General features: G+C 64.7%; 19 protein-coding genes. 2 read left to right on the top strand and 17 right to left on the bottom strand.

Annotated features, from left to right (window positions below; genetic code table 11):
* Positions 1-2 precede the first annotated feature (2 nt).
* The 10 genes from QCE88_RS31105 to QCE88_RS31150 all read right to left on the bottom strand — a co-directional run bounded on the left by QCE88_RS31105 (position 3) and on the right by QCE88_RS31150 (position 7442).
* Positions 3-644, bottom strand: coding sequence for a phage baseplate assembly protein V (locus QCE88_RS31105; protein WP_309909050.1), 642 nt, complete (start codon positions 642-644; stop codon positions 3-5).
* On the bottom strand, positions 641-1753 hold the full coding sequence (locus QCE88_RS31110; protein ID WP_309909051.1) for a contractile injection system protein, VgrG/Pvc8 family: 1113 nt from the start codon (positions 1751-1753) through the stop codon (positions 641-643). The genes QCE88_RS31105 and QCE88_RS31110 overlap by 4 nt, the downstream gene beginning before the upstream one ends.
* Entirely contained in the window at positions 1731-2429 is a 699-nt protein-coding gene (locus QCE88_RS31115; RefSeq protein WP_309909053.1) for a LysM peptidoglycan-binding domain-containing protein, read from the bottom strand. Before QCE88_RS31115 ends, QCE88_RS31110 begins: the two co-directional genes overlap by 23 nt.
* A gap of 5 nt (positions 2430-2434) precedes the next feature.
* Positions 2435-3421: a hypothetical protein gene (locus QCE88_RS31120; RefSeq protein ID WP_309909054.1), complete on the bottom strand. Its 987-nt coding sequence runs from the start codon at positions 3419-3421 to the stop codon at positions 2435-2437.
* Entirely contained in the window at positions 3418-3843 is a 426-nt protein-coding gene (locus QCE88_RS31125) for a phage tail protein (protein WP_309909056.1), read from the bottom strand. The genes QCE88_RS31120 and QCE88_RS31125 overlap by 4 nt, the downstream gene beginning before the upstream one ends.
* 12 nt (positions 3844-3855) lie before the next feature.
* Positions 3856-4035, bottom strand: coding sequence for a DUF6760 family protein (locus tag QCE88_RS31130; protein ID WP_309909057.1), 180 nt, complete (start codon positions 4033-4035; stop codon positions 3856-3858).
* Entirely contained in the window at positions 4032-4433 is a 402-nt protein-coding gene (locus QCE88_RS31135; RefSeq protein WP_309909059.1) for a hypothetical protein, read from the bottom strand. The genes QCE88_RS31130 and QCE88_RS31135 overlap by 4 nt, the downstream gene beginning before the upstream one ends.
* A 13-nt stretch (positions 4434-4446) precedes the next feature.
* The gene (locus QCE88_RS31140) at positions 4447-4896 is read right to left on the bottom strand and encodes a phage tail protein (protein WP_309909061.1); all 450 of its coding nucleotides are present in this window, start codon (positions 4894-4896) and stop codon (positions 4447-4449) included.
* A gap of 9 nt (positions 4897-4905) precedes the next feature.
* On the bottom strand, positions 4906-6486 hold the full coding sequence (locus QCE88_RS31145) for a phage tail sheath family protein (protein ID WP_309909062.1): 1581 nt from the start codon (positions 6484-6486) through the stop codon (positions 4906-4908).
* 65 nt (positions 6487-6551) lie between these two features.
* Positions 6552-7442 (bottom strand): hypothetical protein, encoded by an 891-nt coding sequence (locus QCE88_RS31150; RefSeq protein ID WP_309909064.1) that lies wholly within the window; start codon positions 7440-7442, stop codon positions 6552-6554.
* A 106-nt stretch (positions 7443-7548) separates the two neighbouring features.
* On the opposite strand from QCE88_RS31150, the gene QCE88_RS31155 reads away from it, so the two are divergent.
* Entirely contained in the window at positions 7549-7974 is a 426-nt protein-coding gene (locus QCE88_RS31155; protein WP_309909066.1) for a hypothetical protein, read from the top strand.
* 30 nt (positions 7975-8004) lie between these two features.
* Here the strand turns inward: QCE88_RS31155 and QCE88_RS31160 are convergent, their stop codons facing one another.
* The 3 genes from QCE88_RS31160 to QCE88_RS31170 are packed head-to-tail and all read right to left on the bottom strand — an operon-like array spanning position 8005 to position 11859.
* On the bottom strand, positions 8005-8697 hold the full coding sequence (locus tag QCE88_RS31160; RefSeq protein WP_309909067.1) for a hypothetical protein: 693 nt from the start codon (positions 8695-8697) through the stop codon (positions 8005-8007).
* A 34-nt stretch (positions 8698-8731) separates the two neighbouring features.
* Complete coding sequence (locus QCE88_RS31165) at positions 8732-9322, bottom strand: DUF4255 domain-containing protein (protein ID WP_309909068.1); 591 nt, start codon at positions 9320-9322, stop codon at positions 8732-8734.
* A complete protein-coding gene (locus QCE88_RS31170; protein ID WP_309909069.1) occupies positions 9319-11859 on the bottom strand; it encodes an ATP-binding protein in 2541 nt (846 codons plus the stop codon). Before QCE88_RS31170 ends, QCE88_RS31165 begins: the two co-directional genes overlap by 4 nt.
* A 407-nt stretch (positions 11860-12266) precedes the next feature.
* Between QCE88_RS31170 and QCE88_RS31175 the strand changes: the two genes are divergently transcribed.
* Positions 12267-12836 (top strand): hypothetical protein, encoded by a 570-nt coding sequence (locus QCE88_RS31175; protein WP_309909070.1) that lies wholly within the window; start codon positions 12267-12269, stop codon positions 12834-12836.
* 184 nt (positions 12837-13020) lie between these two features.
* Here the strand turns inward: QCE88_RS31175 and QCE88_RS31180 are convergent, their stop codons facing one another.
* From QCE88_RS31180 to QCE88_RS31195, 4 genes are all read right to left on the bottom strand, one after another.
* Entirely contained in the window at positions 13021-13536 is a 516-nt protein-coding gene (locus QCE88_RS31180) for a hypothetical protein (protein ID WP_309909071.1), read from the bottom strand.
* 382 nt (positions 13537-13918) lie between these two features.
* A complete protein-coding gene (locus QCE88_RS31185) occupies positions 13919-17221 on the bottom strand; it encodes a DEAD/DEAH box helicase (RefSeq protein WP_309909073.1) in 3303 nt (1100 codons plus the stop codon).
* A gap of 10 nt (positions 17222-17231) precedes the next feature.
* Positions 17232-19076, bottom strand: coding sequence for an EH signature domain-containing protein (locus tag QCE88_RS31190; RefSeq protein ID WP_309909074.1), 1845 nt, complete (start codon positions 19074-19076; stop codon positions 17232-17234).
* Positions 19055-19813, bottom strand: coding sequence for a flagellar motor protein MotB (locus tag QCE88_RS31195; protein WP_309909075.1), 759 nt, complete (start codon positions 19811-19813; stop codon positions 19055-19057). The genes QCE88_RS31190 and QCE88_RS31195 overlap by 22 nt, the downstream gene beginning before the upstream one ends.
* Positions 19814-19826 lie beyond the last annotated feature (13 nt).

A 19826-nucleotide genomic window follows, 5' to 3' on the forward strand; every position in this document is an offset into this window, starting at 1 on the left:
GTTCAGTTGATCTTCACCTGCGAGCCGCTCACGGTGAGAAAAGTCTGCGCGGACAGGTCAAGCGTGCCCGACGCTTCGATCCTCACGTTGCGCGCCTGAATGGTCAGGTCGCCGCTCGCCTTGATCGTCATCGCGCCACTGTCGCTGTCGATAGTGACTTGATTGCCGTGCTCGTCCTCCATGGACACGCCGCTGTCGTCGATCAGCACCTTGCGGCCCTTCTCGTGCGCGAGCTCGACCACGCCGTGCTCGCCGTCATCGAAAGACAGGTAATGGCGCTTGCGCGATACCCAGCGTCGCTGATCGTTGCGGCCGTCGTCGTTGGCGCCCGGCGGCTTGTCCTCGCCGTTCCATAGAACGCCGAGCACATACGGCTGGGTCAGGTCGCCGCGCTCGAACGCCACCAGCACCTCGTCGCCGACCTCCGGAATCGCCATGAAGCCCCGCCCCTTGCCCGCCATCGGCATGGCGAGCCGGACCCAGTCGCTCTCGCGCGGCTTCTCGTGCCATGGGTATCGGACCTTCACGCGGCAAAGGTGGTCCGGGTCCTTATTCTGCGTGACCACCGCGATCGCCACACCCTTCACGTAGCCGCCCGCCTCGACTTCGGTCTCGCGCGGCGAGGTTTGCGCAAGCAGGGTCATAGTCCGGTCTCCTTGACTTTGAAGCGCGTCCGGTAGCCGCTCGCATCGACCTTGTGGGTCGTCTGCTGGATGTAATACGACTTCGAGAACGGCGCGCCGAGGTTGTCGAGCGTCACGTTGCGATCGGGCCGCAGTTCCGGCAGGCCGATCGCCTCGGCTTCACCGGTGAGGAACTGCTTGGCGCGCTCGTTGAGGGCAGCCAGCGCGCGCTTCTCCGCCTCGGCCTGGCTCGTCACGGGCTGGCGCAGACGCAATACCGGCTGCTTGTCGGGATCCTTCACGAATGTCTTCAGGTACTGCGCGGCGCTCTCGTCACTCGCTTTCTTTCCCGATTCTTCACCGGCCGTCGCAACGCCCACGACCCGTACCTTGCGCTTGGGATCCCAGCCGTAGACTTCGGCGCGCGTCACCTGTCCGGCCAGATTCGCCTCGGGCTTGAACGAGAGCAGGCCCTCGCCCCATGCGAGACGCACGACGGGCGGCGCGGTGTCGTTCGGCTTGTGGAAATGCAGCGTGCGACGCTCGTCCACGAACAATTCGAAGTGGTTGCGATCGGCGAGCTTCTTCAGGAATTCGAAATCACTCTCCTGGTTCTGCTCGATTTGATCCAGCCGCTCCTGCGTCGATTCGATGCGCGCGCCGAGGTTGTGGAAGCTCGCGATCTGATGCACCGCATCGCTCTCAAGCGCCTTGCTCCACGCGCGCGAACTCTTGCCCACCGTCAACGCGAAGGCGTGGTCATAGCCGGCGATCGACAGTTCTGGCGCGCCTGACTCGGGAAAGCTCGTGGTGATCTCCGTGATCACCCCGCTCGCCAGAAGCGGCACGGTGCGCGCATCGCCGTAGCCCATGCAGATGTCCACCTGCGCGCCGAATTTCAGCAGATCCAGCACGCGGCTGCCGCGTCCTGTGAGAAACGTGCGCGCTTCCATGTCGTACGCCTGAGGGACCGTGAAGTTGAAGCGTGCCGACGCGCCGAGTGTCAGGTCCACCTCGACCTGGCTGATGGCGAGCAGAAGATCGCGGGTGAGATCGTTGGATCCCATGCGGACCGAGAAGGCGGGCGCGCGAAAATTTGCGTACCGCTCAGAAAGTGTAGACAGTTCCATCTGGATTCTCGATGGGCGGCAACTCCAGCCAGTCGCCCGGTGCAATGTCGCGTGGATCGTCGAGGTCGTTCGCCTGGGCGATGCGCACCCATTCGGTCGCGTCGCCGTATTCGCGCGCGGCGAGCGCCCACAGGCTGTCGCGCCCCACGACGACGCGCCGCTTGGTCTTGTCCGCTGATTCCCGGCGCGGATCCTCGAGTTGCTCGCGCAGTGTCCGGTACTCCTTGAAGCTGACCGACAACGACGCCCGCGCAGGCGTGCCATCGGGGTGGAACTTGGTGACCTTGCGCCCGAGCTTCTCGATGACGGCAACGAATTCCATGGGTCCCCAGTTAAAGCGAACCGGCGGCGGCGCGTGCAGCGTGCGATCGATCTCGAGCAGCCTGGTCAAATCGCGCAGGCGCTTCATGACGGGATCGGACTCCTTCTGCCGCTGCGAGGTCGGGCCTTGCGGATCCGTGTAGTCGTCGAGGAACAGCTCCATGCTGAGCTGGTCGCATTCGCCGTTCACGAACTGCAGCAGCGGCGCGCCAAGACCCGGGATCGGCGTCGACTTGTAGGAGTTCGTGCGCTCGAAGCTGTACTCGGCGGGGTTGAACAGCACGGTGATGACCTTGTTGCTGTCCACGCCTTCGAGGACCGTGATCGTCGCCTTCTGGAGATGGTTCTGGCTCATGCGGGTCAAAGCCCCCTTCTTTCTCGTTCGATACGCACGCGCTTCTCCACGCGGCGGATCACGTCATCCGCGATGCGCTGCACCTGGGCCGCGTCCAGCGCCGCGTTTGCCGCTGCGGTCATGGCCGCAGCGGGCATATCGGCCGGCCAGCCGGTGCGTGCCGTGAGCGCGGATGGGGGCGTGGAGGATCGGCGCGGGGCGAGTTCTCCGCGAATTTCGTGATGCACGACGCCCGTGTCGGACGTGGCGTGCTTGCGCCAGACGAGCTCGGGCGCGCGCGCCATCGCCAGTGGCCGCAGGCCGCGCGGTGCGTCCGTGGGCGATTTCGCCTGTGGCATCCATGGCGTCGAGTGACTGACCGGTCCGATCATCGACGCACGCCGGAGCGGCGACCGCTCGGAACGGTGCGCGGCCGGAGCGCCGGCGCGCACCGGGAGCGAGCGCATGCCGATGCGCGCGATTTGCGCGACACGCATTCCGGCCGGTCGCCGCATGCCGCGACCCGACGGACGCGCCGCCTCGATACAAACGGCGTGCGGCCCCGCCTGTGCCATGGACGCCCGATCGATCTGCCGGGCAGGCCAAACGCGCGGCATCGGCCGATGCCCGGAGCGAGGCAGCGCCGTGGCAAACGCAGCCTTGATCCTTGAGCCTGCCGGCAGCGTCCGCGATGGCACGAACGGCCGGCGCACCGGATGCGCCGTTCCGGTCCACGCGCGCCACGCGCCGCGTGCCGGAGGTGCGCTCGACTCCGGCATGCGCGGACGGCCCTCTCGCGCCATCACGCAGTGCATGTGCAGCGCCAGGGTCCAACTGGCATCGCGCTTGCGCGCAGCCGTCCCGGCGAACCGGGACGCCGCGCGCGCGTGGCGCCGCGCCGCGCGGCGCCAGCGCAGCAGCACACGGGCGTGCCCGGCTCGCGCTCGCGCAGCCGGCGCTTTTGGCCGACGCGCCGCGAAGCGGCCGGCGGCGACGGCGGCGCTCAGTCTCATGTCGCTTTCCTCAATCCGTGATGGGCGATTTCGAGGCTTTCCATCACCACTTGCGGACTGGTCGCGTCCAGATCGGACGACGACCACTTCACCGGAATGGCGTAATCGAGCTGCCATGCCCAAGCCTTCTCACCGGCTTCGTTTTGAAGGCGAATGCGAATGGTCTTGCGCGTAACCTCGCCGTCGGCGGCCGCCTGCGCCCAGTTCCACAGGTCGTCGAGGGCAAGTCCCCGCTCCAGCACCACGGACGGATACGACACCTGCGTGATGAGCTTGTGCTCGTAGTCGTTCACCCCGCCTTCGCGAAACGACTCGTGCTTCACCTCGCGTTGCATGCCCTTGACACGCACGAATCCGCCCGAGGTGATGCCTTCGATTTCGACGAGATAGCGAAATCCACGCAGCGGGTCTTGCCGGTCCATCGTCGCTCTCCTTCAAACGTCGAACGGGTTCGCGGGTACGCCGTCGAGCGTACGGTTGATGCGTGAAATCTCGCGGCACCAGCGGCGGCGCTCGCGATGCTCCAGACTCACGAGGTCCGCATGACTCCAGTGAAAGTGATGCGCGATGAAGGCCATCTCCTCGTAAAGCCAGTTCGCGGGATAGGCCCTCACGCCTCCCCCAGCGCGGTGATCCTCCGCGGGCTCGCTGCGCCTGCGCCGCCCATGGATGCGCGCAGGGGCGCGGCTTCCGGTTCGGTGTCGTCGGCGGCGTTGAGGCGGTCGTAGAGCCGCTGCAGATAGGCGAGATCGGATGCGTACAGGCCCTCGACGACGCCCGGATGGATGTCCTGCAGGGACCCGAGCCGCACGATCACCCGCGCCAGCACGATCACGACGAGATAGGCTTCGTTCTGCTGCACGCGGGGATCGCGCAACGGCAGGATCTCGTCGGCGGCGGTGGCGAGCCGCATGACACCCCGGCGATGCAGCACGCCTTCGGCGTCCACATAGCCCTTGGGCAATTCGAAGTCGACTTCGGTCTGAAACGCGGGATGAGCGGTCGCATTCATGATGTCCTCCGTCTTACTTAACGCGCTCGATGCCTTCGTTGGCCAGTTCGAGCAACTCGATCATCACCTCGTTGCCCTTGCCGCTGAGATCGCTCGGGTCGTATTTGATCGGCCATGCATCGGTGATCACGAAACGCGCGCCGGCGCTTTCGTCGCCGGACTCGTCCTGCACGACGATCACCACTTTCTTCCGTTTGTCCTTGATCTGGCCGGCCGATATATCGCTGTGCCACTTGAACAGTTCCAGCCCGCTCGCACCGACGGTCATGCCGGCCTTCAGCGTGATGCTTCCATACTTCGTGAGTCCGGAGAGCTTGCGCATGTGCGGCGGATCGGTGCCCTCGCGATAGTCGACCGCGTCGATGGTGGTCTCGGCGATGGCGACTTCGCTGAAACCCGCCTGCGTGATGTTGTCGATCTCCAGCCGATACCGGAAATTGCGAAGTGGATCGATGCGTGCCATGACGCGCTCCTATCGTTGAGATTCCGCGGTGTTCTGAAAAATGCGGAAGATCACGAATTCCGCGGGACGGACCGGCGCGATGCCGATTTCGCAGATCAGGCGGCCGTTGAGGATGTCATCCTGCGACATCACCGTTTCGTTGCAGACGATGAAGAACGCCTGCTCCTCGGTGCGCCCGAACAGCGCGCCGAGTCGCCATTGCGTGCGCAGGAACAGACGAACCGTGTCCGTCACGCGCGCCCAGAGGCGCGTATCGTTCGGCTCGAAGACCACCCATTGCGTGCCTTCGTAGATGGAACGTTCAAGAAAGATGAACAGGCGCCGCACGCTCACGTACTTCCAGAGCGGGTTCGAGGTAAGCGTGCGGGCGCCCCACACCCGGATGCCCCGGCCCGGAAAGCGCCGGATCGCGTTGACGCCGCGCGGATTGAGCACGTCCTGCGTCGCGTCCTTGATGTCGTATTCGAGGTCGAGCACGCCGCGCAAGGTTTCGTTGGCGGGCGCCTTGAACACGCCGCGTTCGGTGTCGGTGCGCGCATAGACGCCGATCGAATGGCCGCCGGGCGGTACGAGCTTGCGCGCTCCCGTGAGCGGGTCGGAGATGACAATCCAAGGGTAATAAAACGCGGCGTAGCTGGAATCGGTCGGCATGTTGGTGCGCGGGTCGAGCGCGCCGGAATCGTTTTGCCCCTTGGGGCTGTCGATGACGGCAAAGCGAAAGCGCAGCAGCTCGCAGTGATCGATGATCTTCTGCGCGATGTCGTCGGCGACGTTTGGCGCGTAGACCAGCGCGACGTCCCGGTACGGATCGAGTTCAAGCGCGGAAAGCCCCTGCGCGTCCACACGCGCGTCGGCGGGCAGGCCGACATAGTCGTCGCTGCCGAGCGGATTCGGATCGTCCGCGCCCGCATCGCCCAGCACCTGGCTGTTGTTGTCGGGTCGCGTGCCCGCGGCGGCGCCCGCGTTGCGCACGAGCATGCCGAGCGACGAACTCTCAGGACCCTGATTCACATTGCCCTTGTCCAGATCGATGAAGGGCACGCGCTTGCCGAAGTAGTCCGGCGAATTTTCGTCGACCACCAGATCGTCGAAGTCTTCGGCGTACGACGGCTGGGGCGTCCTGGTCCGTCCTTCCGGAGTGAACGGATCGAACGGCTCCTGGCCGTCGACCCAATAGGCGAGGCGCAGCCGGAACCCGACCGGCAGGTTGTCCTTGTTTCTGGTCGTGCTGTCCTGGATGGTTGCCCACACGCGCCGGCCCCAGCTGCCGGGTCCGGCGGCGCGCACGAAGAAATCGCCGAACGCGGCTTGCGCCGGCGTCGCGGCCTGTCCGACCAGGCGGCACACATACACCCGCGTGCCGCCGTTCTCGAAGAAGCCGCTTGCTGCGTACGGCAGAAACTTGTCAGGCCCATAGACGCCGCCGAACCAGCGCTGGTATTCCTTGAAGCTCGTGACGAGACGGGGCCTGATGGACCCGCGCTCAGTCTCCCCGAGGAACGCGGCGGTGCTGGTCGGAACGCCTTCGATCGGCCGGGGTCCGCGTTCGATCTCTTCAATAAAAACGCCGGGATGCAGATATTCGGACATGAGAATTCTCCGGGTTCACTGGAGCGCTCGGGTTCGGGCGCGAAGTTCGCGATGAGCGAAAGCGTTCAGCGCGGCGGCGCCGGATTGTCGCTGTCGTGTTTCGTGCAGTTGCACGGCGGATCGGCAGGCGCCGGGGCGCCGTTGCACGCAGGCGTCTTCGGGTGGTAGTTCCTGCAATCGACCGGATTTTCCAGACCGAAGAGAAAGTCGGCCGTCAGCGAATTCTTCTTGCTGGCGATGTCGGCGATGGCTTTGTCGATCTCGGCCTTGCTCGCGGCCACGGCGGAATCCGCCTGCGCCAGTGCCTGTTTTGCGGGTTCGTAACGCTCGGTGACGAGGCAGCACATGACGTCGAACAGCTTGTCGGGCTCGATCAGGTACGGCTGCGGCCCGGTGATTTCCATCAAGACCGGCACGCGGCCCACGTCTGGCCCGCAGCAGTTGTCCGGCACGCAGGTGTCGCACCCGCACAGATCGATGAACCGGACGTCGATGCCCGTGCTCACCTTGCCGCTGGCGTCGCGCGGACCAATCGCGATGTGCTTCGGCACCAGGCGCGTGACCAGATCGACGAGCGCCCCCGCCGGTTCCTTGGCGATGCTCAGCTGGATCTCGCCATAAAGCTTGCTGTTATCGGCGAGCGCCTTGTCGATTGTCTGCGCCGGCGTTTCCCAAGCTCTGAGCACGTCCCTGATACGTTCGAACACGTCCTTCCGGATGGTCTGATTGCGCAGTTGCCAGTTGTTGAGGTCGTACAGCGAATACACCTCGTGGGTAAGCCCCCCGGTGCCGTGGAGGCGGTTCTCGAGATTGCGGATGTCGCAGATCAGCGGACAGAGCCTGCACTCGATCAGGCATTCCCAGCACGTCAGCGAGCACGCCAGGGTGCTGATCAGCGCGACGATGTCCGTATCGGTCCGGGTCCATAACTTGAGTTGCGCCTCGCGCTTGTCCACCGTGTACTGCTGCTGCGCCGTGAGTGCCTTCTTGCGGATGTCTTCCAGATCGCTTTTGAACGTCTTCGCGCGATCCGCTTCCGCGAGCAGCTTCGCTTGCGAGCTGATGAGGCCGTCGAAGCAGGAGACGCCCGACGTGGGTTTGGCGGGACAGCAGCAGCGCGGCTCACTCGATGGAGGATCGGGAAGTTTCGGTGTGCACGGCGGCGCGGGCAGCGGCGCGCACCTGGAGGTCGGAGGCGCCGGAGGTTGCGGCGCCGGCGCGGGCGTGGGCGGACAAGGCGTGGGCGTGGGCGGACAAGGCGTGGGCTGCGGCTCGGGCGTCGGCTGCGGCACGGGCGGACACGGTGCGGGCTGCGGCTCGGGTGCGGGCTGTGGCACGGGCGGACACGGTGCGGGCTGCGGCTCGGGTGCGGGCTGCGGCACGGGCGGACAAGTCGCGGGCTGCGGAGTGGATACCGGCGCGGGCGGCTGCGGGGTGGCGCACGGATGCTCCGAGGGTACCTGGCCCTGGGGCGGATTCGGCTCTTGATTCATGGCGTCAGCCTCCTGAATAGCGGACTCAGAGCTCAAGCTCGTCCCAGGCAAATGGTGGCAACGCGTCCGCGACGCGGCCTTGCCAAAGCGGGAATTCATCGGACATGCGGACCGCGTTTCCGCGCTCCACGCGCAGCCGTACCCGCAGCGCGCCGTCAATGGTCCTGGCCGGTCGGTCGGACGGCGTCAGGCGCAGAACGGCAGCGAAATCCCCGGTCGCGGCGCTGTGTGAACGCAGGCCCGGATCGATCCAGATGGCCTTCGGGTTGACGTCGTCATCAGGGCCGCCGAGGTCGGCTTCATCCCCGGCCCTCGCGTCTGGAACAACGCCTGCATCGTCGAGCTGATCGAGCCATTGCAGGCCGATCACCGCATCCACGACCGGCACGCGGTCATCCGCGACACTTTCGATCAGCGCTCCGCGCATCGCCGTGACGCCCGCCACGAACGGATACGCGTAGCGGGGCGCCAGCTGAACCCGGACCATCCGCGCCGGCGGGACGGGCGCGGCCACCGTGACGCTTTCGTACGGTGATCCTTCTGCGCTGACGATGACATTCGCCGGCAGCGCATCGCCTTCCGCGAGGAACACGTACAGACCGGCATGATTGACGACCGGCTTGCGCAACAGCCCTTCCGCCGAAACGACGATATCTGTCGTCACCGGATCGAGCGTGACCGCATCGACGATCTCCACGGCAAACAGCACGCGTCGCACATAGCTCTGCTCGATGGACCCACGCAGGAAGCTGTCAGACATGACCGGCCTCCGCATCGACGTGACCGGCCGACAGCGAGTCCTGCAGCACCCGGGCCGCGGCCGGTTCGGGGAGCGGCGGATCGATCCACACCGGCGTCACGAGATACGCCACGGACGTGCGGTAGTTCACTTGCGGAAACAGCGCCCAGACGCGGCTCATGTCTTCGAGCGAAAGCACATCGAGCGATATGTGCGCCGTTTCGTTGCCCACTTCCGGACCGGTCAGATCGGGATCGACGTTCAGCTCGCGCATCGCGTAGCCGAGCGAGCTCAGCCGAATCTCTTCGCTCGCGCCTTCGCGCGTATCGCCGATGGTCAGCAGATAGCCAAGATCGAGCGGCAGCGCGTTCCTGAACACCAGCACGGGTGGCGGCGGAGCGCTCGATGTCACGCGATGTTCCCGGTTGCGCAGACTCGCGCAGGGCGCGATGCGATAGAGGAACAGGATCAGCGACGCGCTTTTTGCCTTGACATCATCGAGCGGGCCGATGAACACCCGTCCCGGGTCGCTCGCCTGCTTGAGCGCACGCTCCAGCCGCGCGCTGAGCGCGTGCGTCACCTGATGGATGGCGTCGGCGCTCATGCTGCATTCCGCCTGCAGGCGAACGGAAAATCGGCGAGCGGCATGCCCAGCTTGGCGAGTTCGGCGCGCGCTGCGTGCGCAATATGCGTCGTATCGATATGCGCGCCCGCCGCCGCGGCCAGAAAGGCCGCCCTGAGCGTGATCTGCCGAATATGTCCGCCGGTGAGTTCGATCGAGCGACCGAGCTGGCGGAAAGCAGCGTCGTCGAGCGTGTGCGAGCCGTTCGGCAAGCAGCGGCGCCAGATCTGGATGCGGGCGTTGAGATCAGGCCGCGGAAACTCGACGATGAAGCGCAGACGGCGCAGGAACGCCGCATCTACGTTCTCGCTGAGATTGGTCGTCAGCATCGCGAGCCCGGTGAACGCTTCCACGCGTTGCAGCAGGTACGCGACTTCGATGTTCGCGTAGCGGTCATGCGCGTTCCGCACTTCGCCGCGCTTACCGAACAGCGCGTCGGCCTCGTCGATCAAAAGCGCTGCGCCGGAACGCTGTGCGTCGCCAAACACGCGATCGAGATGCTTTTCCGTATCGCCGATGTATTTGCTCACCACCCGCGACAGGTCGATCCGCAGCACCTGGACGCCAAGCTCGCGTGCGATGCCGAGCGCTGCCATCGTCTTTCCGGTGCCGCTCGGGCCGTGAAACAACGCTGTAACGCCGCGGCCGTAGGGAAGCTGCGCACCGAATTTCCACTCGTCCAGCACGCGCCCGGCCAGCCGCACGCTGTCGACGACTTCCTTGAGCTGCAGGCGCGCCGCGACGGGCAGCACGATATCGTCCAGCCGGAACGCCGGCTCGATACGCTCGAACAGATCGGCATTGCCGCGCGCCGATGCGAGCTTGCACGCCTCGGCAAACCGTTCGCGCAACGCACCGTCGCTGTCGCTGTCATCGTGGCCGTCGGTTCGCGGAGAGTGGGCGCTCGCGAGCCGCCCCGCTTCCGCGAATCCGTCGATGCCGAGCGGATAGCGGGCCGCGAAACACGCTGCTTCGCCGGCATCGAGCTCGATGCCGGCGGTGCGCGCTGCAAGCGCAACGGCGCGCTCGTGTTCATCGGACCGCAAGGCGCCCACGTCAATCAGCGTGTACGGCATGTCTGCCAGCAGCCGCGCGATGCGCGCACCGTCCTGGCACACGATCATGGCCGAAGCCGCGCTTGCATGGATGCTCTCGAACAGCGCACGCAGGGCTTCGTCCTCGTCCGACGCATTTTCGCCCGGCGTGACGTCGATCGCGATGAGCCGGCCGGTGAGGTGCGCCAGGCGCGCGATCCGAACCGCTGTTTCCTCGATCTCGCCGATATCCAGTCCCACCAGCCGATGCGTTTCAACGCGCGCGAGCCGGACACCCGAATGTTCCGCTCCGCACTCGATCATCGCGCGACACGTCGGCGACGCCTCCGCGACCACGCTCCAGTGCGGCGCGGGCGCCTCGCGCAGGCGCGCGATGAGCGAGCACGCACGCGCGCGTGGCAACACGTCAAGCAACGCGGCGCCTGGCCATGCGGCCGTACGCATCGCGTGGCGGACGCGGGCATCTTCATCGAGCGCATCACGGTCGCCGAGCAGCCAAGCCGCCAGAGGCGGATCGAGCCGCGCAGCCTCGTCGGCGGCGAGCATGCCGCGACAAGCGCTGTCGAAGATGCGCCAGCGCGTGAGCGAGCGCGTGCTCGCCAATTGACTGCGTACGCGCGTCGCCGTGCCGACCAGCGATGAGAACAGGACGATCGTTCCCGTGCGACGGCTCATATCGTCGAGGAGAAATCCGAAACAGCGCTGGCAGCGCAAGTCCAGTTCGGGCGCAAGCGCGAGCGCCAGCATGCGCGCTTCCGCAACATCGAATCTCAACCGGCGGCAGAGCCCGGCGAACGGCTCTGCTTCGGTATCGGCACGCGCCAGGGCGTCGCTGAAGCACGCCTTGGCTTCCGCAAGCTGCTGCGGCGCTTCCGGTTCGGCGTTCTCGCGCGCGTCGTCGAGCATCCGCAGAAGCGTTCGCGCCGTGACCGACAGGCCCGTGATATCGCCCTGCTCGCCGGGGTTGCGCAGGATCGCCTCGTACAGCGCCTCGTGCACCCAGTGCAGCAGCGCGTCGATCAGCGCTTGCCCGGGCGCGGCGCGGGCGCGGGAAGGACCTCCGAGCGCCATCGCCGGAAACGAGATCCGCGACACGCGATCATCGCCGTAGGAGCCTGCTCGCTGCACGAGGCCGCACAGCGCAGACAGCAACGCGTCGAGCGATGGATCGCGCCACGACAGGCGGACAAAGTCCTCGACGATATCGACACACAGCACGACCAGATCCGTGCGTGCGGCAAGCCATTGCTCCGCCAGCCTGGCGGTCTGTTCCGCGAATCCGACGACGATCACCGCGCACTGCGGATCCACCGGCAGGTCGAAGAGTTGCGCGTTGGCCTGCTCGACCGTGGTGATGCCGTTGCCAACCAGGAGCATGTCAGGCCGGTCCGCAATGCACGCACTGATTCCCTCGGCCTTCACGTCCGGAGATACGGCCACCAGAAGCACATTGATCGGAGACATGCGCGCCTCGCGGGTGCGGATCGACTGGCGCTATTTGTCGCACGCGCACCGTCCGCCGGCGATCGCCCGCGAAGACGCAATGAAGATCCAGAGGAAAGCGCGCCACTGCATGCACCCAAGTGTGCAAAAGCAGATGGATCGCAGACTGCTCCCGCGTCCATCAAACGGAGGATGCAGATACAGGGGGACGGAGAAGGACACGCGGGCGCGGGGGCTGCTTGAGAAAGGTCTCGCAAGAGCGTGCAAGAGCGCGTGTGCCCGGAATGGGTTCGCTGCGAAAGTCCCCGAGTAGCAGGGATACGCCTGGACCATCGGCACTGCACATCGCAACAAGGCGCGTTGAATTCCGAACCCAGTCGCCCGGGAAGCATCAATCCGCCCTCCACCTCCCGCGGCGGCTGAAGACCATGATCGGCAAAGCCGCCAATCAGCGATGCGCAGGCCTGCGGCTGGGACAGTCGCGGATCTCCCCCCGGGTATTCGGCAAATCCGGCGCCGCGGGCTACGCTGACCGAAAAGGAAGACATTGCAACTACGGCAGCACCAAGTCGCATGAAAGCGGCTGGGTGCAGGCAGGCGAGTCGTTCGCGGGAGCTGCCTCCGTGCATCATCTAAAACGACTGCTCATCATGTTTTTTCGGAAGGCTGTTCCTGCTCCCGTTGAAGCGGGAACGCATCCGGATGGAGAGCCGCGCTGGAAATCCGAAGGTTTCTGCATGGAATGCGGCGAACCTGACACCGAAGCCGGCATCGATGCGCGCGCGACGCGGGGCAAATCCACAAGTTGGCACTTTCACTGCGCGCAGTGTCAGGCGCGATCGAATCGAACGCATTGTTATTCGTGCCGAACGGCGTCGCTGTTCAAGAACGGTACGCGATGGACCTATCACAACACGGTCGCCGATCAGATCACTAACGTGCTGTGCCCGCAATGCGGTGCATATTTCGATGCCGACTGGGACATCGGCGATCGCTGAGATGACGTCAAACGCGGCTAACAACGCCAGCACGTATGCAATAAATATCTACACGCAAATGTCTTTGACTGACTCGCGCGTAATACCGGCGAAAAGAACAATCACTGTCTGGATTGTCGGTAGCGGCAGACATGAACAAGAAGATTCTGTTTGTTGGCGCTCGGCGCCTTGCGTGGACGTGAGATCATGCGTGCGGGTTTGAACGTGCGGTACCGCGGAGGCTAACGGCGAATTCGTGCAGGCGGTCGCATGCACGTTGCGATCGCCCTTTGGCAAACAGTGATTGACGCACGTCGGACAGATTTTGTCTAAGTCCGCGAAATTCTCCATGCAGATCTTTGCCTTGAGGTTTTCGCCTCTGTGGGTACTTTTCAGTCCTCGAGGTCGCGTCCGAAGAGTCCGGGAACACCGTTGAGAAAACGACTGCCCAGATGTAGCTGGAAATGATCACATAGAACACAAGCGCAAAGGATACTTCAATGCTGACAATCGAAGACATCATGGAAGAGGCTCGCTTGGTCGGCCTGTCTGAAACGCCCGAGCTCATTGCGTTCACCCACTCATCGAGAATGAGATGAGAATCCGCATAGACTATGCGGTGCAATCCGCCACATTCAACGTCCTCACGCATGTGACCGACTTGCATGAAGAGGCAAAGCGCCTCGAGCAACGGCTCGCCATGCTGATTCGGCATATTCAAGGTCTCCCGTCTGGCGCAATCATGGACGGTCCAGGTAGGCTCCGAGAGCCTGGTGAGGGTTGACTGAATTCTCCGTGCGTATCTCAACGGGTGGCTCGCCCTCCCGCGTCGCATCTCGGTACGCTTCAGGATAGTGCGTTACGGCTCTTCCTCGCCAACGGCTAAACGACTAACAAAGTGTCGGCCGCTTCTTTCTCGGTTGATATTTCCCTTCCGACCACTCACTTTGACTCGCACACCTGTAACAGCGCCTCAGCCTGCGTCTGGGGCAATGCGTCGCGCCAACGTTTCATCAAAGACGAGTTAGGACTGGATCCACGTGGCGTCCCAGTAGTTTTGAGGGTAATGGTTCACTGTCGCCAGAAACACGACGAGGCGCATGTCAGCCGAAATCGGCGAAGTCGGCTGCCGTAATGTCACTGCATCCGTTGAGCATGTCTGCCGCCAGCTCGCGCTTACGCTGCAACAGTGCGTCCAGACGGACATCGAAACTCGGAAAGACTTCGCTGACCACGCCAGGGTAGTAGAGCGTAACTGTCCGCGTCTGCCCGATACGATAGGCACGCGCCGTGGCCTGATCTTCCTTCGCCGGATTCCACGTGCGCGTGAAGTGTATGACATGATTGGCCGCCTGGATATTAACGCCAAATCCGACCGCCAACGGTGAAAGAATGATGACGTCGAACCCTTCGCTTGCCTGGAAGGCATCGATGAGCTGTTGACGGTTGCCTATGGCGCGCGGGTCTGCCGACGTATCGCCGTTTACGATGCTCGGCGCGAAGCCGAACATCGCGGCCACAACACGCTGCAAAACCAGTTGCAACTCTCTGAACTCGCAAAACACAATGACTTTGTGCCGCCCCGGCGCATCGGCGGCGAGCATTTTCAGCGTGTCGACGAGCCAGCCCATCTTGGGCGATTCATCGACCAGGCGCGTGATCGGCACGTCGCGCACGTCGGGCTCCGCGAAACCGTGCGGATCGGTGCAGATCTTGCGGATGGCCAGCAGCGCCTGCAATTGCGCGGACGGGTTCGATTCACGTTGCGCGCGCAAGGTCGCGAGCGCGTTCTCGTAGTTGCGTTGCTGATACGGCGACATGGGCAGCTGCTTACACGTCTTGTTTTCGACCGGCACTGGCAGGTCCTTTGCGACATCCGTCTTTTTCCGATGCAGGATCTGCGGCTGGATGACCTTACGCAACGCGTTGACCCTGGCCTGCTGTTCCTCGGTCTTCGCCTCGATCGGCCGTCGATAGGTCCGCGAAAAGTGATTCAACGCACCGAGCATGCCGGGCTGCACGAAGTCGAACAGACACCACAGATCTGCGAGCGTGTTCTCGACCGGCGTGCCGGTGCAGGCGATCCGAAAGCGCACTTTTTGCTTCTTGGCCGAGCGCGTGACGAGCGCGGCAGGATTCTTGATCTTCTGCGCTTCGTCGCACACCATGATCGACCACGACTGACGCGCCATCGCGAATTCGAGGTCGCGCATGGTTTCGTAAGTCGTCAATACGAGCCGCGCGCCGCCAGTCCAGTCGCGCTTGAGCAGACGCGTCACGCCCTGCGCGGCGAGACTTTCATCGATCTCCTGACGGCTCGCCCGCAAGGATTTGAGCGTGTCGCCATACAGCAGGAGCAGCGGCAGCGTGTCCGGCGCGAAGAAGCGCGCGAGTTCATTGCGCCAGTTTTCGAGCAACGCGACCGGAGCGACGATCAGCGCCGGTTCGAGCTGTGGCTCACGTTCGAAGCACGACGCAATGAAGGTGAGCAACTGCAAGGTCTTGCCGAGGCCCATGTCATCGGCTAGAACCGTGCCGCGGCACGCGGCGGGCGATAGTGACCAGAGATGCTGGAGCCACGCCACGCCGGTTTCCTGATGCGGCTTGAGCACGACTTCCGGCCTGAGCGTCTGCGGAATCGCGGGTACGTGGTGCGGCGGCATCTGGAGCGCGTCGGCGCGCACCTCGTTGTATTCGATTTCCTCGAAATTGCGCTTGATGATGAGCCGCTTCTTCGCAGATGGCAAGACGGCGGCGCGCGGCGGGAACGTGCCACGCTGCACGTCGGCGGCAGCGCGCGCAAGGGCTTCGAGTGCGCGCTGCGCCTCCGAGACGGGAATCGGCTGCACGAGGCCGGGCAGCGTCATGAGATCCGCGCCAGCTGCCTGCGCCGCGTTCACGGACTCCTGAAGCGACGGAATTTCACCGAACTCGAAAGGCACGTAGCGCGTGCCGCCTGACGGATCGTCGACGCGCAGTCCGATCGACGTGTTCTGCTCGAACCATCCACCCTCTTCTCGATTCTTGGCGATGACCGGCACCGCGAACGCTTTCTCCACCCCAATCTCGTCGATGCGCTCCGAATAGTGACGCAGATCGAGCACTTCAGACGCCGTCCACAGCACGGGCGTTAGCCACTCGCGCAGCCATCCGGACAGCACCTGCACATGCTCGACCGTGTCACCGATGATTTCGAGTTCGTCGTCGTTCCAGACGGTGCATTGCGAGCCGTCGTCGAGTGCGCGCGACAGGCGGCCCGTGAAGCGCGCGAGTTCATCGGGGGACGTGAACCACGTCATCGCAGCAGGCTCGTCACTGGCTGCGAGGGGTTGCACGAGGAGGCCGACGCGCTCGATCTCACCGCGCTCGCCGCGCTCCACTTGCGGCACGAACGCCTTGAAGACGATGCCCGCCGCCTCGCACGCGGCTTCGAACTCGCCGGCGTCGAGCACCTCGCGCGCGCTTTCACCGAGCGTTGCGAACGGATTGCGCACGAACGCCTGCGCACGCGTGCCCGTCACGCGCCGGCCAGGCATGCTGCGCTTGATCTCGCTGAGCACGGCCTTCACTTCGGGCGTGGGCACGACGCGCACGAGCGCCGGGCCCTCGGGAATGTTGTAGCGATCGTCGAGCGGCAGACGGTCGAAATGCGTAATCCAGTTGCCGGGCGCGCCTTCGAATCCGGGCGACACTTCGAGCACCGCGGCGGCTCCCTCGCCCCGTCGCTCGACTTCGAGCCTGAGATGATCGGGCGCCAGCACGATAGTGCTCGCCATGTAGTCAGAAACCGGGCTGCCGCTCTCGGCCGCGAGCGCGCGCACGCGCCCGTAAATGTGCTCCTTTAAGGACAGCGTGCGCGCGTCGACGGGCGTGGCGCGAAAGCGGGCCAACATGTCGAGCATCTCGCTGACGGCGGCCGGCAGCAGCGCGTCGGTATCGCCGGTGCGCAGCACTTTGCCGACAAGCCGTGGCGCAGGCCGCGCGCCGCGTCCCTGCGCGTCCACCCATTCGTCGATGTGAAGCCCGAAGTCCGCGTCGCCCAGAGCACCAGCGTTCATTACGCGCGGACGCATGAGCGTGTCGGGCGGGAAGCGCAACGGCGCGCGAAAGGCGCGCAACTCCTCGCGGCTCAAGATGCCGAAGACGTTTTCCCACGACAGCAGCACGCCCGAGCCGACGGCGACGCCGAAGCCTTCCTGCACGACCAGCGCGAGGTGCGCGCCGAGTTCGGCGTGAGCGGGATAGTCGTACGGCGCAGCGAGCCATTGTCGGGCAAGCGGCGCGGGCGAGGCGTAACGTAAGCCCTCTTCGTCGATCGTTGGTAGCGGGGCAACGGCGTCGACGGCGGATTTTTTTCCTGCATCCGATTTCCCTGTTTTTCCCCAGCCAAAGATCTTCGCGAGCATCATCGTTCCTTCACTTCAGCCAGAATCCCTGGCCGGGCTTGAATTCGAAACCGAGCGCATCGAGCCGATTGGCGAGATGCGGACGCTGGCGTCGCTGTTCTAGCAATACCCACAGCGCGCCGCCATTGGACCGGTTGTCTTCCCACTCGAATCCGCTCGCTTCGCACAGCGACAGGGCATCCCGCAGTTCATGTTCGAAAGACTCCGAGCGGGTTCGGCGGGCATCGCGCGGGACGACGCCCGCGAGCGGCGCGGCGGGATGCTCGGGCGGCGGGGACATGAGCGGCGGCGCTACGCGCGGCATGAGGCCATCGAATGGACCGGCGGGGCGGTTCGACGTGTTGGGAACGGGCGGCGGGGTTGGCGACGGGCGGCGCGGCGGCGTAGGAGCAGCGCGTGACTGCGTAGCCGTGGCGCGAGGCGCGACAGGCGTCACAGGCGTCACAGGCGTGGTGCGCAGCAGGCCGCGCAGCTTTACATCGAAATTCTGTTCCCACGAGTAGCCGCTGTGAGACAACCAGAGTGCCGCCACCCTGCGGTTCTTGATGGCGTAGAGACTAAAAGCGGGCGCGTCGAGATCGACGGGGAAACGCGATGCTTCGAAGGCATAGCAGGCATTGCCGGTCACGCCGAATTCCACCACCAGCAACGAGCCGATACGCATGACGAAGGCATTGTTGTCGTCGGTGGCGTCGGTGAGCCGGCGGTCCTTGCCGGCCATCCGTTTGCGGACATTGGTGAACGCCGCGCTCTTGTTTCGTTGCGCGTCCCGGCCGAGCACGAACCACATGTCGGAAATCTCGGGCTCCCACTTCAGCCAGTAGTTCAGCCGCCGCAGATCCGCGGCGCCGTCCTTGGCCAGCAGTTCGAAGAAATCACGGATCAGGCGGCGCTTCAGCCAGCCTTCCACCATCTGCCGCGCGGGTTCGTGGTTCACATGCGCGTCCCAGGCGGTGGGATCGATCCACGGATTGCCGATCAGCGTCAGACAGGCGTCGCGCAGCCGTTCATGCTCCGGGCGTTCGCGGCAGTCCGAATAGCGCCTGACCACAAGCGCCGCGGCACGTACTGCGAGCAATTGCGGCAGCTTGATGTGCGCTCGGCCGTTGACATACGCGAGGACGTCGCCGAGCGCGTCCTGAAACCCCGCGTCGTCACGTTCGCAGACCGAGCGAACGTAGGCCATGACCACTTCTTCCCAGACCCAGGAATTCGAGTCGATGCCCAGTCCATCGAACACTTGCGTAAGCTCGGCCGTCTCACCTGTCGCGAGATGCGAGGCGTAACGGCTGCACGGATCATCGGTGAGCAGGTTGGCGTGGTCGCGCAGCGTATCCAGCCATTCGGGAACGATGCCGCGCCGACGGGCATCAGCATGCAAGGCAGGCAGATGCTCGTCGAGATAGCGGCGCAGCCCGGTCCAGTTGATTTGCGCGTTGGACTGCGGGCCGGCATCATTCGTAAAGCTGAAGTAGCCCTGCAACAGGCCCTGATAGAACTTGCGAAAGCGCCGTTCCTGCCGTTCATACTTGCCCAGTAGCGCCATCAGTGATTCGAACAGCGCGCTATCGTCGATCAGCCGTCCGCCCTGCTGCTCGTCCAGCGGAACCGCCACGCCATGGCAGACATAACGAATCTGTGTCGGACTCAGTTCCTGATGGCCCGCAAAGAAGACGCGGAGCGCGATTCTCAACTGATCGAGCGACGGCGCGTCGTCGCGGCCGCCGAAGGCCCGCCTGATCTCGCTCAGCGCCAGGCTCATGACACGCCCATCCGCCGTCAGGGACGAGCCGCTGCGCAGCAAGGCCTCGCGCAGCCGCGCGCCGGATGGGGTCAGCGGTCGCTCAGCGGGCATCGTTCTTTCGGGTCGAGAGCTTGTTCGAGTGCGCCGTCGTCCGCGCCGGGCGAGTGCTGCGCGGCTTCGTCCTTGCGTTCCTGACGCGACTTGAATTCCAGCTTGATTTCGATGCGGCGGCTGTCGTCCGCCGTCGCGCGCAACGAGTTGAACGACGCGCCGCCGACGAAGAAGCGCGTCGCGACCAGTGCGCGGTCCGCGAAGGACAACGTGGGTTCATCGTGCCCCGGATCGCGCAGCAGTTCGCACAGCACGCGCTCGCTGCGTTCGAGGCTCAGGTTCAGATTGAACAGATACTTGCCGCTGCGGCTCGCGTAGCCTTCCACGGTCGCGCGCTTGAACCAGTGCTTGCCCGCGTCCGTGGTCCGCAATTGTTCGAGCAGACGCGGCGTGAACGCGCGCAGCAGCGCGCGCTGCGGCTCCGATAGCGTGTTCTGCCCTTCACGCTCGAAGCGCCCGCGCGGTCCGAAATCAATTGTCGTGCCGATCACGCGCACGCCGTCGAACTGTTCCGCCACCCGCCGCACCTCCTGCATCAGCGCGTTGATCTGCTCGGCGCGCTGCTTCTCCTCGCGCTCCGCCTCCGAAACGTGTTTCGTCACGGCAAGCAGCGCGACGCTCAGCGCAACGAGGAACAACACCATCAGCGCGGTCATCAGGTCGGAAAACGAGATCCAAAATGGCTTCTCGCCGTCGTCGCGGCTCCGGCGGCGCGCCGGTGTCTGAATTCCCAACATGCGTCACCTCGAG

Origin of the sequence: Caballeronia sp. LZ035, from assembly GCF_031451175.1 — a bacterium.
GTDB lineage: Bacteria > Pseudomonadota > Gammaproteobacteria > Burkholderiales > Burkholderiaceae > Caballeronia.